This is a genomic window from Kitasatospora sp. NPDC051914 (assembly GCF_040680995.1).
Lineage (GTDB): Bacteria > Actinomycetota > Actinomycetes > Streptomycetales > Streptomycetaceae > Kitasatospora.
In genome coordinates this window covers 58338-74261 of sequence record NZ_JBFAXX010000009.1, presented here as the reverse complement: position 1 = coordinate 74261, position 15924 = coordinate 58338, and the positions used below count along the sequence as shown (strand labels likewise).

Below are 15924 nucleotides of genomic sequence, written 5' to 3'. Positions count from 1 at the left end.
CGGATGACGCACCGTCCAATGTTGCAGAGAAGTCTTTGCAGAGAGTCCTCTGCAATGTACGGTGGAGCCATGACCGCACCCGACCCCTCGCGACGGATCGACGCCCGCAGCCTCCGTGCCCTCGCCCACCCGTTGCGCGTCCGCATCCTCGACGCCCTCGCCGCCGACGGCCCCGCCACCTCCGCCCGGCTCTCCGAGCGCCTCGGCGAGAGCACCGGCACCATCAGCTGGCACCTGCGACTGCTCGCCGAGCGCGGTTTCATCGAGGAGGACGCCGACCGCGGCACCCGCCGCGAGCGCTGGTGGCGGCGCGTCCGCAGCCGGAACGTGCTCAGCACCACCGACTTCGCCGACGACCCCGAGGCCCGCGACGCCGCCGCCCTCTACCTCGACGAGATGCTGCGGGCGCAGTTCCGGCGGGTCACCGACTCCCTCGCCGCCGAATGGACCGGCGAATGGCGCGGCGCAGGCTCCATCACCGACTGGAACAACCTGCGGCTCACCCCCGCCCAGCTCCGCGCCCTGCACGAGGAGCTGACCGAGGTGGTGGCCCGGCACACCCCCGACCCCGACGCCGAACCCGACCCGCTGGCCCGGCCCGTCGTCGTGCAGATCCAGGCCCTCCCGCGGGCCGAGGGCGGTGCCGAATGAGCGCCGACGACCGCCGCGGCGGACTGCTCCGCCGCCACCGCGACTTCCGCCTGCTGTGGGGCGGCGAGACCGCCAACCGCTTCGGCTCCGCCGTCACCGGACTCGCGATGCCGCTGATCGCCGTCACCGCCCTGCACGCCACCACCTTCCAGGTCGCGCTGCTCGGCGCCGCCGGCTGGCTGCCCTGGCTCGTCCTCGGCCTCCCGGTCGGCGTCTGGGTGGACCGGATGCGGCGCCGGCCGGTCATGCTGGCCTCCTCCGCCGCCTCGCTGGCCCTGCTGCTCACCGTGCCCGCGGCCGCCGCGGCCGGCGTGCTCACCCTCGCCCAGTTACTCGCCGTCGCGGTCGGCACCGGCATCGCCGGCGTCTTCTTCCAGACCGCGTACACCGCCTACCTGCCCGGTCTGCTCGATGCGGCGGACCAGGCCGAGGGCAACGCCAAACTGCACGGCAGCGCCTCCGCCGCCGGCATCGCCGGACTCGGCTCCGGCGGCCTGATCTCCCAACTCGCCGGACCGGTCGGCGGTCTGGTCGCCAACGCCGTCACCTTCGTGTTCTCGCTGTGGTGCACCGCGCGGATCCGGCACCGGGAGATCCTGCCGCCGGCCCGCGAGCGCTCGCTCCTGCGCGAGGTCCGCGACGGACTCGGGCTGGTCTTCGGCGACGTCTGGTTCCGGACCCTGACGCTGTGGGGCGCCGCCGGCAACCTCGCCCTCACCGGCTTCCAGTCGATCCTGGTGGTCTTCCTCGTCCGCGAGGTGCACCTGCCGCCCGGCGCGGTGGGCAGCCTGGTGGCGGTCGGCTCGGTGGGCGGGATCGCCGGCGCGGCCGTCGCCCGGCGGGTGGCCGCCGCGATCGGCACCGCCCGGGCCATGCTGGTGTTCGAGATCGGCCTGCCGCTGCTCACCCTGCTCGTACCGCTCACCTCGCCGGGTACGGGACTGGCGTGCTACCTGGTCGGCGCGTTCGCGGTGTCCGCCGGGGTGGTCGCCGGAAATGTCGTCAAGTCGACGTTCCAGCAGCGGTACTGCCCGCCGGAGCTGCTCGGGCGGCTCAGTGCCAGCAGTGCGGTGCTCAACTTCGGGGCGATTCCGGTCGGTGCGGTGCTCGCCGGGCTCCTCGGCACCGAACTCGGCCTGCGGCCGGCGATGTGGCTGATGACGGCGGGGGTGCCGCTGGCGGGGCTGATCCTCTGGTTCTCCCCGGTACGGGGCTGCCGCGACCTGCCGACCGGACCGAAGGCCGCAGCGCCGCACCCGGACTGCGGGGTCACCGCTCAGGGGCGCGGGGAACTGCGCGAGGCGGAGGAACTGCGGGAGGCGAACCCCCTCGGCGTCGGGCCGGGCCCGGGGTCAGGCTGCGGCGGGGAGCAGGGCCGGGACGCAGGAGCGGTAGCGTTCGAGGACGAGGCGGACCACGGCGTCGTGGGCGCCGAGGGCCTCGGAGGCGAGGTCGCCGCCGGCCGCTGCGGCGAGGCGGGCGAAGTCGCCGGGGGCCGTGAAGTAGCCGGCCACGGCCACCCGCAGGCCGTCCGCGTGGAAGCCGGCGACGGCCTCCGCGACGCTCGGGCCGCCTGCGGCGACGTACCCCGGGCGCACCGGGACGCCGAGCCGCAGTGCCAGCAGCCGGGCCTGCTCCTCGGTGTCCAGGGCGGCCTCGGCGTCGCGCGAGCCGGAGGCGGCCAGGACGACCGCGTCCCGGCCGTCGGCGCCGCGGCGCCAGCCGGCCTCGGCCAGCCGGGCGGCCAGTGCCTCCGCCAGCAGCGGGTGCGGGCCGAGCGGGGCCGCGATCATGCCGCTGACCTGCGGCGCGGCGGCGAGCGAGACCGGGATGTCGACCTTGGCGTGGTACCCGCGGCTGAGCAGCAGCGGCACCAGGACGGCCCGGCCGCTCAGCCCGTCCAGCACCTCGGGCAGGAGGGGCGCGTTCAGGCCGAGGTGGGCGAGGCGGATGTCGAGTTCGGGTCTGGCGGCACGCAGCCGGTCCAGCAGACGGGCGATCTCCGCGCCGGCGGCCGAGTCGCGGGAGCCGTGCGCGACCAGCACCAGGGCCGGGCGGCGGGGCGCGTGCAGGACCCGCACGGCGGCGGCGCGCGGCGGCGCTGCCTGCTCTGCGGTGGCCTGCGGCGTGGGGGCGGCGGCGAGGGTGGGGGGCGGCGTCATGCCGTCCAGCGTCACCCACGGCTGTTTCCCCGCCGTTGCCCGGTGGTCACGACTGGTTTCCCGGGCCTCACAGTCGCGGACGGTGCTGGTGAGAGGCCGCACGGGCGGCCTCACAGCGGGTCGGGCGGCCGGTGAGGGCGGTGTGCGGGGGCCGTAACCTGCGGGCCGCCGCCGTGAAACAGCGCCGTAGCACAGTGGCGGACATGAACGATGCCGCCACCGACACCCACTGCCCGTACTGCGCGCTGCAGTGCGGAATGGGGCTGCGCCGCACCGACGGGCCCGTGCCGGTCTCCGTGGTGGAGCGGCCCGCGTTCCCGGTCAACCTGGGCGCACTCTGCGGCAAGGGTGCGAACGCCGCCGCGGTGCTCGCCCCCGGAGCCCGGCTCACCACACCGCTGGTGCGCGCGGGCGGGGAGCTCCGCCCCGCCTCCTGGGAGGAGGCCCTGGACCGGATCGCCGGGGCGCTCGCCGGCACCGCCGAGACGCACGGCAGGGACGCCGTCGGGGTGTTCGGCGGCGGCGGGCTGACCAACGAGAAGGCGTACCTGCTGGGCAAGTTCGCCCGGGTGGTGCTCGGCACCTCCGCCATCGACTACAACGGCCGGTTCTGCATGTCCTCGGCGGCGGCCGGCGGCATCCGGGCCTTCGGCCTGGACCGCGGGCTGCCCTTCCCGGTCGAGGACATCCCGCGGGCCGGCTGCGTGATCCTGGTCGGCGGCAACCCGGCGGAGACCATGCCGCCGTTCGTCCGCTACCTGCGCGAGCTGCAGGAGAACGGCGGGAAGCTGATCGTCGTCGACCCGCGGCGCACCCGCACCGCGGACCTCGCCGACCTGCACCTGGCCCCGCGGCCCGGCACCGACCTGGCGCTGGCCCTCGGCATGCTGCACCTGGTGGTCTCCCAGGGCCGCACCGACGAGGCGTTCATCGCCGAGCGGACGACCGGCTGGGCGGAGACCCGCGCGGCCGCGATGGCGCACTGGCCCGAGCACGTCGAGTCGGTGACCGGGGTGCCGCTGCCGCAGCTGCGCGAGGCGGTGCGGCTGTTCTGCGACGCGCCGACCGGCATGGTGCTCACCGCGCGCGGCCCCGAGCAGCAGGCGAAGGGCACCGACACCGTCAGCGCCTGGATCAACCTGTGCCTGGCCACCGGCAACGCCGGCCGGCCGCACGCCGGGTACGGCTGCCTCACCGGGCAGGGCAACGGCCAGGGCGGCCGCGAGCACGGCCAGAAGGCCGACCAGCTGCCCGGTTACCGCAAGCTGGACGACCCGGCGGCCCGCGCGCACGTCGCCGCGGTCTGGGGCGTCGACCCGGACTCGCTGCCGGGGCCCGGGCGCAGCGCGTACGAGCTGCTGGACTCGCTCGGCACGGACGTGAAGGCGCTGCTGCTGATGGGTTCCAACCCGGTGGTGTCGGCGCCGCGTTCCTCGCACGTGGCGGAGCGGCTGCGGTCGCTGGACTTCCTGGCCGTCAGCGACGTGGTGCTCTCCGAGACGGCGGCGCTGGCGGACGTGGTGCTGCCGGTCACCCAGTGGGCCGAGGAGACCGGCACCATGACCAACCTGGAGGGGCGGGTCATCCTGCGCCGCAAGGCCGTGGACGCGCCGGAGGGTGTGCGCAGCGACCTGGAGGTGATGCACACGCTCGCCGGGCGGCTGGGCCACGGGGAGGGCTTCCCGACCGAGCCGGAGAAGGCCTTCGACGAGCTGCGCCGGGCCTCGGCCGGGGGCGTCGCCGACTACGCGGGGATCAGCTACGAGCGGATCGCCGCCGAGGACGGGGTGTTCTGGCCCTGCCCGTCGTCCGAGCACCCGGGGACGCCGCGGCTGTTCCTCGACCGGTTCGCCACCCCGGACGGGCGGGCCAGGTTCACCGCAGTGCACCACCGGCCGGCGGGTGAGGAGCCGGACGAGGAGTACCCGGTGCGCCTGACCACCGGCCGGGTGCTGGCGCAGTACCAGTCCGGCGCGCAGACCCGCCGGGTGGCCGAGCTGAACGCGGCCGCCCCCGGTGCGTTCGTCGAACTGCACCCGAGGCTCGCGGAGAAGCTCGGGGTGCGCGACGGCGAGCAGGTCGCCGTGGTGAGCCGGCGCGGACGGACCGTCACCCCCGCCCGGCTCACCACCGCGATCCGGCCGGACACCGTCTTCATGCCGTTCCACTGGCCGGGCGAGGCCAACGCCAACCTGCACACCAACCCGGCGCTCGACCCGGTCTCCCGGATGCCGGAGTTCAAGGCGTGCGCGGTGCGGGTGGAGCCGCTGGCGGCGGCGGAGTGAGGCGTGCCGGGGCCGGGGGTGTCCGGTTCCGGCCACCCCGCGGCGCGGCGGCGCTGACAGGATGGTGCGATCCCCCGCACCGAACTCCTCCCCCAGGAAACCGTCCATGGCGCTGCCCCAGGGACCGCTCAGCCACCGCTACCGCGGCGAGCACCCCGTCCGCACCCTCCTCTACCTCTTCCGGCCCGACCGGGGGCGCGTCGCCCTCGCGGTCGCCGTGTTCTTCGCCAAGCACGCGCCGGTCTGGCTGCTGCCGCTGATCACCGCGAACATCGTGGACGTGGTGGTCCGGCACCGGCCGGTGTCCGTGCTGTGGTGGAACTCCGCGGTGCTGCTGGTGATCCTGCTGCTCAACCTGCCGCTGCACCTGCTGTACGTGCACTGGATGCACGGCTCGATCCGGCGGACGGGCACCCGGCTGCGCTCCGCGCTGTGCCACCGGATGCAGCAGCTGTCCATCGGCTACCACTCGCGGGTCAGCGCCGGCGTGCTGCAGGCCAAGGTGATCCGCGACGTCGAGGGCATCGAGAACGCCTCCCAGCAGACCGCCGACAACGGGCTCGCCGCGATCGCCACCCTCACCGGCGGCCTGGTCGTCATCGGGGTGCAGACCCCGGCCTTCCTGCCGGTCTTCCTGGTGGTCGTGCCGGCCGCGGCGCTGCTGGTCGTCCGGCTCCGGGAGCGGCTGCGCAGCCAGAACGAGTCCTTCCGGCAGGAGGTCGAGCAGCTCTCCTCCCGGATCGGCGAGATGACCACGCTGATCCCGATCACCCGGGCGCACGGTCTGGAGCGCACCGCGCTGCGCCGGGTGGACCGCACCCTCGGCCGGGTGCTGGACGCCGGGCTGCGCCTGGACCTGCTCAACGGCCGCTTCGGCTCGCTCGCCTGGATCCTGCTCAACGCGATCGGGGTGGGCTGCCTGGCCGGCTCCGCGCTGGTCGCCTACTACGGCTGGCTGGACGTCACCCCGGGCGCGGTGGTGATGCTCAGCGCGTACTTCTCCAGCCTGACCGGCTCGGTCACCACCCTGCTGACGCTGACCCCGCAGCTCGGCAAGGGGCTGGAGTCCGTCCGCTCGGCCGGCGAGGTGCTGCAGGCCCCCGACCTGGAGGAGAACTCCGGCAAGGCGGAGGTCGCGCGGGTCGCCGGCCGGATCGAGTTCCGCGGCGTCGGGCACACCTACCCGGGCGGCGAGGAGCCCTCGGTGAGCGGCTTCGACCTGACCGTGCGGCCGGGCGAGACGATCGCCCTGGTCGGCGGCTCCGGTGCGGGCAAGTCCACCGTGCTGAACCTGCTGATCGGCTTCCTGCGGCCCAGCGAGGGCAGCATCCTGCTGGACGGCACCGACATGGAGCAGCTGGACCTGCGCAGTTACCGCAAGTTCCTGTCGGTGGTGCCGCAGGAGTCGATCCTGTTCGAGGGCAGCATCCGGGAGAACGTCACCTACGGCATGAAGGACGTGCCCGAGGAGACGGTGCGGGACGCGCTGCGGGACGCCAACGCGCTGGAGTTCATCGACCGGCTGCCGCAGGGCCTGGACACCGTGGTCGGCGAGCGCGGCGCCCGGCTGTCCGGCGGCCAGAAGCAGCGCCTGGCCATCGCCCGCGCGCTGATCCGCGACCCGCGGGTGCTGATCCTCGACGAGGCGACCTCCGCCCTGGACTCCCGCTCCGAGGCGCTGGTGCAGCAGGCGCTCGCCCGGCTGGTCAAGGGCCGCACCGTGTTCGTGGTGGCGCACCGGCTCTCCACGATCAGGAACGCCGACCGGATCGTGGTGATGCAGCACGGCAGGATCGCCGAGATCGGCTCGCACGCCGAACTCCTGCGCAGCGGCGGGGCGTACGCCGGTCTGCAGGCCGCCCAGCTCGCCTGATCCGGGGGCTCACAGCCGGGCCTGCACGCCGCTGAGCTCGACTTTCCGCTCGTGAAACAGAGCGGCCCCGGCCGGGTAACTTCCGGGAAGCATGCTCAAGGGCATGACAGCAACGGACAGCACAGCGGAGCCGCGGATCGTGGTGATCGGCGGCGGCATGGCCGGCCACCGGCTCGCCCAGCAGCTCACCGCCCACGGCGCAGGCCGGGTGACGCTGCTCGCCGAGGAGGAGTACGCCCCGTACAACCGGGTGCTGCTCGCCGACGTGCTGGCCGGCCGCTACGCCCCGGACATCGCGGCCCTGGCGGCGCTCCCTCCGCAGGTGGAGCGCCGCCAGGCCCGGGCCGTCCGGATCGACCGCGAGCACCGCCTGGTGCAGTGCGACGACGGCGCCGCCGTCGGGTACGACCACCTGGTCCTCGCCACCGGCTCCAACCCGGTGCTGCCGCCGCTGCGCGGCCTGTTCGACGACGCCCTGACCGGCCGCGAGCGATGGGGGCACCTCCCAGCCGCCAAGGCTGGGGGAGAACTCCCCACCGGGGTGTTCGCCTTCCGCACCATGGCCGACTGCGAGCTGATCGACGCCTACCTGCCGGGCGTCCGGCAGGCCGTGGTCGTCGGCGGCGGACTGCTCGGGGTGAGCGCCGCCCGGGCGCTCGCCGCCCGCGGCGTCCAGGTGGTGCTGGCCCACCAGGGCGAGCACCTGATGGAGCGCCACCTCGACGAGGAGGCCGCCGAACTGCTCCGCGCCCACCTCGCCGAACTCGGCGTCGAGGTGCACACCGAGTGCCGCGTCCGCTCGGCGCTCACCGAGGACCGCCGGATCACCGGCGTCGAACTCGCCGACGGCTTCCGGCTGGACGCCGAACTGTTGGTCATCGCCACCGGGGTGCGGCCGCGCGCCGGCCTCGCCGCCGCCGCCGGGCTCGAAGTCCGCCGTGGCATCGTCGTCGACGACCACCTGCGCACCTCGGACCCGGCGATCCACGCCCTCGGCGACTGCGCCGAACACCGCGGCACCGTCTACGGACTGGCCGGCCCCGCCCTCGCGCAGGCCGACCACCTCGCCCGCCTCTTGGCCGGCCAGGACGCCCCGTACCGGGGCAGCCGGCTGCTCACCCGGCTCACCCTGACCGGCCCGGACTCCGCCCCGCTGGACCTCGCGGCCTTCGGCGAGACCGCGCCCGCCGGCCCGGACGACCGGGTCGTCCGGCTCGCCGACGCCAGCCGCGGCACCTACCGCAAGGTCATCGTCCGCCGCGACGAGCAGGGGGGCGACCGCCTGGTCGGCGGCGTCCTGCTCGGCGACCTCGACACCGTCGGCGACCTCGCCGGCACCTGGGAGGGCGACGAGGCCCTGTCAGCACACCCGCTGCACCTGCTCACCACCCAGAGCACGACCACCGGAGGGCCCGCCCGATGACCACCAGCCCGATGAGCACCACCAAGCCGACCGTCGTCCTGGTCGGGTACGGCATGGTCGGCCACCGCTTCCTGGAAGCCCTGGCCGACACCGGCGCAGCCGACCGCTACCGGGTCGTCGTCCTCGCCGAGGAGCCCCGGCACGCCTACGACCGCGTCGCACTGACCTCGTACTTCTCCGGCAAGTCCGCCGACGACCTGCTGCTCGCCGAGGAGGGCTTCACCGACAGGCACGGGTTCGAGGTGCACCTCTCCTCCCCCGTCGCCTCGATCGACCGGGCGGCGAAGACCGTCACCACCGCGGCCGGCCACACGATCGGCTACGACACCCTGGTGCTGGCCACCGGCTCCTACCCGTTCGTGCCGCCGGTCGAGGGCAAGGACGCCGAGGGCTGCTTCGTCTACCGCACCATCGAGGACCTGGAGGCCATCGAGGCGTACGCGGCGACCGCGAACGTCGGCGCGGTGGTCGGCGGCGGCCTGCTCGGCCTGGAGGCGGCCGGCGCGCTCAAGGGCCTCGGCCTGGAGACCCACGTGGTCGAGTTCGCGCCCCGCCTGATGCCCGTCCAGGTGGACGAGGGCGGCGGCGAGGCGCTGCGCCGCACCATCGAGGAGATGGGCGTCGTCGTGCACACCGGTGTCGGCACCAAGACCATCCTGGTCGAGGACGGCAAGGCCCGCGGCATGACCTTCACCGACGGCTCCGACCTGGAGACCGACCTGGTGATCTTCTCGGCCGGCGTCCGCCCCCGCGACCAGCTGGCCCGCGACTGCGGCCTCACCGTCGGCGAGCGCGGCGGCATCGCGGTCGACGAGCTCTGCAGGACCTCCGACGAGAACGTCTTCGCCATCGGCGAGTGTGCGCTCGCCGTCGACGGCCGGGTCTACGGCCTGGTCGCCCCCGGCTACGAGATGGCGCAGGCCGTCGCCCAGCAGCTCGCCGACGAGGCCTGCAAGCCGTTCACCGGCGCCGACCTCTCCACCAAGCTGAAGCTCCTCGGCGTCGACGTGGCCAGCTTCGGCGACGCCTTCGGCACCACCGAGGGCTCCCTGGACGTCGTCTACTCCGACTCCCGCTCCGGCATCTACAAGAAGCTCGTCGTCACCGCCGACGGCGCCCTGCTCGGCGGCATCCTGGTCGGCGACGCCGAGGCGTACTCCTCGCTCCGGCCGCTGGCCGGAACCGGCAACCCGCTGCCCGTCCCCGCCGAGTCGCTGGTCCTCCCGGCCGGCGCCGGCGCCCCCGTCTCGCTCGGCTCCTCCGCCCTGCCGGACGACGCGGTGGTCTGCAACTGCCACAACGTCACCAAGGGCCAGGTCCGCTCGGCCGTCACCGAGCACTCCTGCACCACCGTGCCCGAGGTCAAGAAGTGCACCAAGGCCGGCACCGGCTGCGGCTCCTGCATCAAGCTGCTCTCCACCATCGTCACCGACGAGCTGGAGGCCTCCGGCGTCGAGGTCGACAAGGGCCTGTGCCCCTGCTTCGCGCACACCCGCGCCGAGCTGTACGAGATCGTCCGGGTCAAGCGGATCGCCACCCACCGGCAGCTGCTCGCCGAGCACGGCCGCGCCCCCGAGGGCGCCGAGGGCTGCGAGATCTGCAAGCCGACCGTCGGCTCGATCATCGCCTCGCTCGCCCCCGAGCTGGAGGCCTCCGGCCACATCCTCGACGGCGAGCAGGCCGCCCTGCAGGACACCAACGACCACTTCCTGGCCAACCTGCAGAAGAACGGCTCCTACTCGGTCGTGCCGCGCATCCCCGGCGGCGAGATCACCCCGGACAAGCTGATCGTGATCGGCGAGGTCGCCCGCGACTTCGGCCTCTACACCAAGATCACCGGCGGTCAGCGGATCGACCTCTTCGGCGCCAGCGTCGACCAGCTCCCGCAGATCTGGTCCCGCCTGGTCGAGGCCGGCTTCGAGTCCGGCCACGCCTACGGCAAGTCGCTGCGCACCGTGAAGTCCTGCGTCGGCTCGACCTGGTGCCGCTACGGCGTGCAGGACTCCGTCGGCATGGCGATCCAGCTGGAGCTCCGCTACCGCGGCCTGCGCAGCCCGCACAAGCTCAAGTCGGCCGTCTCCGGCTGCGCCCGCGAGTGCGCCGAGGCCCGCGGCAAGGACTTCGGCATCATCGCCACCTCCAACGGCTGGAACCTGTACGTCGGCGGCAACGGCGGCGCCACCCCGCGCCACGCGGACCTGCTCGCCCAGGACCTCGACGACGAGCAGCTGATCAGGCTGATCGACCGGTTCCTGATGTTCTACATCCGCACCGCCGACCGGCTGGAGCGCACCTCCACCTGGCTGGAGCGCATCGAGGGCGGTCTCGACCACGTCCGCGACGTGGTGGTGAACGACTCGCTGGGCATCTGCGCCGACCTGGAGGCCCTGATGGCCCACCACGTCGCCGACTACCAGGACGAGTGGGCCGCCACCCTCGCCGACCCGGACCGGATGCGGCGCTTCGTCTCCTTCGTCAACGCCCCCGGCGTCCCGGACCCGAGCATCCGGTTCACCCCGGAGCGCGACCAGATCAAGCCCGACCTGGTGCTCCTCGCCACCGAGGAGGAACTGCTCGCCGCCCTCGACCCCGACAACGCGCTTCTGGAGACCCGATGACCACCGTCGCCACCACCACCCGCGTCGAGCTGCTGACCGGCCGGTCCTGGACCACCGTCTGCGACTGGGAGCTGCTCGTCCCCGGCCGCGGCGTCGCCGTCCTGCTGCCGGACGGCACCCAGGCCGCCGTCTTCCGCGACCACGCCGACCGCCTCTACGCGGTGGCCAACCGCGACCCGTTCACCGGGGCGTACGTGCTCTCCCGCGGCCTGGTCGGCTCCACCGCCGACGGCCGGATGTACGTCGCCTCGCCGCTCCTGAAGCAGCGCTTCGACCTGGCGACCGGCGAGTGCCTCGACGACGAGACGGTGCGCATCCCGGTGCACACCGCCCGCCTCGGCGAGAGCTGAGCCCTTGAGCGCCTGAACCCCGGGGCCTGCCCGCAGCGCCCCACCACCGCCCCCGATCGGCCCGGCCGTCCGCAGTCCCTGCCCTGACCCGCGGACGGCCGGTGCTCTGTTCAGGGGCTTCGTGCTGCCCGCCCCGGGCGGCTCTGCTGCCCGGTCCGGCCGGTGGCGGGCCGGCGTTCAGCGGCGGACGGCCGCCAGCACCGCCTCCGCCATACCGCGCTCACCGCGGGCGTTGGGGTGCAGCGGGGCCGCACCCGACGCGGCGGCGACCGGCTCGACCCAGCGCTGCGACTCCCCCGCGCACATGTCGTGGCCCGCGGACACCGCGGCGGTGTCCACGAAGACCGCCCCTGCCGCGGCGGCCCGGGCCCGCAGCATCTCGTTCAACTGGTCCATCTTCTCCGTGAGGAAGGCGATGTCGGGCAGGGCGATGCCCTCGCCGAGGGCCACCCGGCAGCGCGCCGGGTCCGACGGGAGCAGCGCCGGATAGCCGACCACGTACAGCCGCGCCGAGGGCGACCGGCGGCGGATCTCCGCGAGGACGGCGGCCACCTTCTCGCCCGCCGCCGCCACCCGCTGCTCCACCTCGTCCGGGCCGCCGCCGGTCGCGGCGTAGGAGGCACGGCAGGCGGAGGCCGTGACCGCCGCGTCCCCGGGGCCCGGGGAGGACATCGTGTGCAGCAGGCTCTCCCTGGCGCAGTGCGTGACGACCTCCATGAAGCCGGCGTCGTTGCCGCCGATCCCGACGGTGACCAGCCGGGTGGCCGGGGAGAGGGCGTCCAGCTGGGGCGGGTTGGTGCCGTCGGGGGTGTGCTGGGGGCGGGCCAGCTCGCCGGCCCGTGCGGAGCTGCAGCTGACGTCCCGGAAGGCGTCCCCGGTCAGGCCGAGGCCCGCGGCCACCAGGGACGGGTAGTTCGCCCCCGAGCGGTAGCAGCCGGCCGGGGTGCCGCCCTGCGGCGGCACCTTCAGGCCGGAGGTGTACGAGTCGCCGAGGGCCACGTACGGCCCGGCGGGCGCCGAGGGCGTGGGGGCTGCGGACGAGGCAGGGCCGGCCAACCCGGCGGACTGCTGCCCGGGGCCGTCGGCCGCTCCCCCGCTGCAGCCGGCCGCCAGCAGCAGCGCGGCCAGGGCGAGCCCGGTGCCGCCGCGCCTGAGTCCCATGCGATCCCCCCGAGTCCGTTCCTGGTCGTCCCAACGTACGGGACCTGCCCGGAAGCTCCCCACTCCGGGTGACCGCGCCGTGTCGCGCCGGGCCCGCGGCGCCCCCGGTCGGCCTCGTGGACCCCCGGGGCCGGGTCGGTCGGCGCCACGGACTCCCGGGGCCGGGTCAGTCGGTGTCGCGCTCGTGCTCGGCGAGGAACTCCTCGAAGCGCCGGCCCAGCTCGTCGGCCGAGGGCAGGTCGGTGGTCCGGGCGAGCAGGCTCTCCCTGCCCTCCGCGCCGGCCACCGCGTCGTACTGGCCCTCCATGCCCCGGATGGCGGAGCGCAGTTCGCCGTCGCCCTGCTCCAGCTGCTCCTCGATCTCGGCGTGCACCTCGTCCACCCGCAGCTTCAGCTCGGTGCCGGGCAGCACCAGGCCGGTGGCCGACTGGACGGCCTCCAGGATCAGGACGGCGGCGGCCGGGTAGGCGGAGCGCGCGATGTAGTGCGGCACGTGGACCGCGAAGCCGAGCACGTCGTGGCCGGCCTCGGCGAGGCGGAACTCCAGCAGGGCCTGGGCGCTGCCCGGCACCTGGGCCTGGTCGAACCAGCGCGGGTAGCCGGGTGCGAGGTCGAGCCGGGTGCCGTGCGGCGTCAGGCCGACCGGGCGGGTGTGCGGGACGCCCATCGGGATGCCGTGGAAGTCCACCGAGAGGCGGACGTCGAAGCGCTCGATCAGGCCGCGCACGGCGACGGCGAACAGCTCCCACTCGGTGTCCGGCTCGGGGCCGGAGAGCACCAGGAAGGGCGCACCGACGGAGTCGTGCACCAGCTGGAGGAGGATCTCCGGCGGGTCGTAGTCCGTCCAGCGCTCCCGGTCGAAGACCATCGCGGGGCGGCGGGCGCGGTAGTCGACCAGGCGGTCGTGGTCGAAGCGCGCGACGACCTGCGGGCCGCCGTGCTCCAGCAGGTGCGACACCACCTGGGTGCCGGCCTCGCCCGCGTCCATGAAGCCCTCGAAGTGGTACAGCAGCACCAACCCGCTGTCGGCCGAGGCGGCGGCCTCCTGCGCGGCGGCGACCGCCGCGACGCCCGCCGGCTCCAGCTCGTACAGCTTCTTGGGATCACGCACGGCGCACCCAACCCCGTTCCGTCTCGTTCGTCCTACCGGGGCCGGCCCATGCCGGCGGCCCTGCGGGCGCCCCCAGGACGCCCTTCCGATCACTCCAGCGTGCCCGGGGCCGCTGGAATTCCCGCAGCTGCCGCATGTCCCCACCCCTCTTGCAGAATATCCTCACCCACCGCGAAAGCCCCTGGTGGGAGGTGTCCGGAGGGCATTTCGGGGCCCGTCCGGCGGCCGCCACGGCGTGCCGTCGACACGCGCACGCCCCCGATCGCGTGCCGCGAAGTGACGCACCGCCTTCTTGCGGGTATCGTCCTCTCGCTGCCTCGCACCGTCGCGTCGTCGCCACGCCGTTCGTCACGGCGCCGGCCATGCCCCGAACAGGTGCGCGGCCAGTCATCCCTCGCGCACCTTGCCTTCACCTGGCCGCCTGCTTCCCTTCGTGATCTCGTTTCTCTCTCGGCCATCTCGCGGACGCACACTGTCCCCTCGCCCATCCCGCCGGACCGGGTCGTCGACCCGTTCCCGTTCCGGCACCGCGCTGCCCGCCTCCGGGCCGTCGCCTCCGCCGCCCGACCGGTCCTGCACCGGCGTGCGCCGACCGGGCGACGGAGGCCCCGGAGCGGGGCGAAAGACCCCGCCCTCGACGCCGTGATCCCGGAACGAGGGTCCCTCCGATCGCCGAAGGACCGAAGGATTCCGTGCCCGTACCCGTCACCCTCATCGGCCGCACCGTGCGGCTGGAGCCTCTCGCCGAGCACCACGCGGAGGCACTGGCCGAGGCAGGTGCAGAAGACCGTACGACCTACGCCTTCACGCCTGTCCCGCACGGCCTGGAAGCGGCCCGCGAGTACATCGGGCGTGCCCTCGCAGACCAGGCCGCGGGCCGGTCGCTGCCGTTCGCGACCGTGAGCACCGCGGACAACCGGGTGGTCGGCTCGACCCGGTTCCTGGAGCTCGACTACTGGCAGGGCCCGCTCGTGTGGCCGCCGGTTCCCGGCGTGCCGTTCGGCGATCCGCGCGAGGCGGTGCCGGACGCCGCCGAGATCGGCAACACCTGGTTGGCCCCGCGCGCGCAGGGCACCGGCATCAACACCGAGGCGAAGCTGCTGATGCTGCGGTACGCCTTCGAGGAGTGGAGGGTGCAGCGGATCTCGCTGCGCGCCGACGCCCGCAACCTGCGCTCGCGGGCCGCCATCGAGCGGCTCGGGGCCACCTGCGAGGGCGTCCGCCGCGCCCACTCGCGCGGGCTCGACGGGGTGGTCCGCTCGACCGCCTTCTACTCGATCCTCGACGAGGAGTGGCCGGCCGTCCGCGACATCATCGAGCTGCGGATCGCCGCCGCGACCTCGCCGAGCGCCCCGGACCCGGCTCTCAACCAGGAGTGCCTTAGACACGGCGGCCCGCTGATCCCCGCCTGACGGCACGACCCGGCCCGGGTGCCCCGCTGCGCTCCGGGCCGGACGCCGTGTGCCCGGTGCGGGGCGCCGGGCGATCGGGGGGTGCTCAGTCCTCCGGCGCGGGTGCGTAGGGCGGGCGGTCGGTGCGGCGGCGGGCCGTCTCGCGTACGTCCTCCGGCAGCTCGGCGACGTCGACCAGCTGCGGCAGGAGCGAGGCGTCGCCGGTCAGCGCGCGGAAGCAGCGCTCCACCGTCAGGCCGTGCTGCGGCCGGTGCTCGACCGTGATCGGGTCGCCGGCACCGATCCGGCCCGGCTCGACGATCCGCAGGTAGGTACCGGGCAGCGCCGCCTCGGTGAACCGCCGCACCCAGCGCCGCTCGTCCAGCCAGTGGGCGAAGGTCGAGCACGGGATGCGCGGCACGGACACCTCCAGCAGCACCTCGTCGCCGATCCGCCAGCGCTCGCCGATCAGCGCGCCGTCCACGTCCAGGCCGGTGGTGGTCAGGTTCTCGCCGAAGCTGCCGTTGGGCAGCTCGCGGCCGAGCTCCGCCGCCCACCGGTCCAGCACCTCCCGGGCGTAGGCGTACACGGCCTGGTCGTCGCCGCCGTGGTTGCGGGTGTCGAAGATCGCATCGCCGACCAGGCCGCTGTGCAGCCCGGTGTGCTTGGGGCCCGGCGCCCGCAGCTCCACCGGGTGGTCGACTGGGCGCTTGTCGATCCCCGTCTCCCCGACGCCGGGCTTCGCGGGGTTGGGTCGCGGTCGGGCGAGGTTCACGGAGAGGAGTAGGGGCACGCACGCAGCGTAGGCGGGAGCGCCGAGGGGCGCAGCCGAATTTCACGCCGGGCCCGTGCCGGTCCCGCACCTGTCCCGTGACTGTCCCACGCCTCGTGTCGATCCG

The 15924-nt window shown here is 74.5% G+C and carries 11 protein-coding genes and 1 pseudogene; 8 read left to right on the top strand and 4 right to left on the bottom strand.

The genetic code is table 11. The features are described from left to right. Positions 1-69: 69 nt before the first annotated feature. Positions 70-651 (top strand): helix-turn-helix domain-containing protein, encoded by a 582-nt coding sequence (locus AB0M03_RS08560; protein WP_363489877.1) that lies wholly within the window; start codon positions 70-72, stop codon positions 649-651. Next, positions 648-1850, top strand: a pseudogene (locus AB0M03_RS08555) (MFS transporter); the annotation flags it as partial. The gene AB0M03_RS08560 and the pseudogene AB0M03_RS08555, both read left to right, overlap by 4 nt. A 153-nt stretch (positions 1851-2003) precedes the next feature. Here AB0M03_RS08555 and AB0M03_RS08550 read toward each other — a convergent pair. Beyond that, positions 2004-2813: a CbiX/SirB N-terminal domain-containing protein gene (locus tag AB0M03_RS08550; RefSeq protein ID WP_363490056.1), complete on the bottom strand. Its 810-nt coding sequence runs from the start codon at positions 2811-2813 to the stop codon at positions 2004-2006. A gap of 203 nt (positions 2814-3016) precedes the next feature. Here AB0M03_RS08550 and AB0M03_RS08545 point away from each other — a divergent pair, with 203 nt between their 5' ends. The 5 genes from AB0M03_RS08545 to nirD all read left to right on the top strand — a co-directional run bounded on the left by AB0M03_RS08545 (position 3017) and on the right by nirD (position 11362). Further along, positions 3017-5098, top strand: a complete 2082-nt coding sequence (locus tag AB0M03_RS08545) for a molybdopterin oxidoreductase family protein (RefSeq protein WP_363489875.1) — start codon at positions 3017-3019, stop codon at positions 5096-5098. A 106-nt stretch (positions 5099-5204) separates the two neighbouring features. Next, positions 5205-6971 carry an ABC transporter ATP-binding protein gene (locus tag AB0M03_RS08540; RefSeq protein ID WP_363489873.1) on the top strand — a complete coding sequence of 589 codons (1767 nt, stop codon included), beginning with the start codon at positions 5205-5207 and terminating at the stop codon, positions 6969-6971. Positions 6972-7074: 103 nt separating this feature from the next. Continuing rightward, entirely contained in the window at positions 7075-8394 is a 1320-nt protein-coding gene (locus AB0M03_RS08535) for an FAD-dependent oxidoreductase (protein WP_363489871.1), read from the top strand. Next, positions 8391-11012: a nitrite reductase large subunit NirB gene (nirB, locus tag AB0M03_RS08530; RefSeq protein ID WP_363489869.1), complete on the top strand. Its 2622-nt coding sequence runs from the start codon at positions 8391-8393 to the stop codon at positions 11010-11012. The genes AB0M03_RS08535 and nirB overlap by 4 nt, the downstream gene beginning before the upstream one ends. Beyond that, the gene (nirD, locus tag AB0M03_RS08525; protein WP_363489867.1) at positions 11009-11362 is read left to right on the top strand and encodes a nitrite reductase small subunit NirD; all 354 of its coding nucleotides are present in this window, start codon (positions 11009-11011) and stop codon (positions 11360-11362) included. Before nirB ends, nirD begins: the two co-directional genes overlap by 4 nt. 177 nt (positions 11363-11539) lie before the next feature. Here the strand turns inward: nirD and AB0M03_RS08520 are convergent, their stop codons facing one another. Together AB0M03_RS08520 and AB0M03_RS08515 are read right to left on the bottom strand one after the other, a co-directional pair. Continuing rightward, positions 11540-12523, bottom strand: coding sequence for an SGNH/GDSL hydrolase family protein (locus AB0M03_RS08520; protein WP_363489865.1), 984 nt, complete (start codon positions 12521-12523; stop codon positions 11540-11542). 166 nt (positions 12524-12689) lie between these two features. Further along, positions 12690-13634, bottom strand: coding sequence for a PAC2 family protein (locus AB0M03_RS08515; RefSeq protein WP_363489863.1), 945 nt, complete (start codon positions 13632-13634; stop codon positions 12690-12692). Positions 13635-14326: 692 nt separating this feature from the next. Here AB0M03_RS08515 and AB0M03_RS08510 point away from each other — a divergent pair. Then, complete coding sequence (locus tag AB0M03_RS08510; RefSeq protein ID WP_363489861.1) at positions 14327-15046, top strand: GNAT family protein; 720 nt, start codon at positions 14327-14329, stop codon at positions 15044-15046. Positions 15047-15131: 85 nt separating this feature from the next. Here AB0M03_RS08510 and AB0M03_RS08505 read toward each other — a convergent pair whose 3' ends face one another. Next, positions 15132-15818, bottom strand: coding sequence for an MOSC domain-containing protein (locus tag AB0M03_RS08505; RefSeq protein ID WP_363489859.1), 687 nt, complete (start codon positions 15816-15818; stop codon positions 15132-15134). Between the last annotated feature and the right edge of the window lie 106 nt (positions 15819-15924).

Excerpts from the sequence above, each read along its gene's own strand:
- nirD (WP_363489867.1), top strand. The coding sequence starts at position 11,009 with ATGACCACCGTCGCCACCACCACCCGCGTCGAGCTGCTGACCGGCCGG.
- AB0M03_RS08535 (WP_363489871.1), top strand. The coding sequence starts at position 7,075 with ATGACAGCAACGGACAGCACAGCGGAGCCGCGGATCGTGGTGATCGGC.
- AB0M03_RS08545 (WP_363489875.1), top strand. The coding sequence starts at position 3,017 with ATGAACGATGCCGCCACCGACACCCACTGCCCGTACTGCGCGCTGCAG.
- AB0M03_RS08540 (WP_363489873.1), top strand. The coding sequence starts at position 5,205 with ATGGCGCTGCCCCAGGGACCGCTCAGCCACCGCTACCGCGGCGAGCAC.
- AB0M03_RS08560 (WP_363489877.1), top strand. The coding sequence starts at position 70 with ATGACCGCACCCGACCCCTCGCGACGGATCGACGCCCGCAGCCTCCGT.
- nirB (WP_363489869.1), top strand. The coding sequence starts at position 8,391 with ATGACCACCAGCCCGATGAGCACCACCAAGCCGACCGTCGTCCTGGTC.
- AB0M03_RS08550 (WP_363490056.1), bottom strand. The coding sequence starts at position 2,813 with ATGACGCCGCCCCCCACCCTCGCCGCCGCCCCCACGCCGCAGGCCACC.
- AB0M03_RS08520 (WP_363489865.1), bottom strand. The coding sequence starts at position 12,523 with ATGGGACTCAGGCGCGGCGGCACCGGGCTCGCCCTGGCCGCGCTGCTG.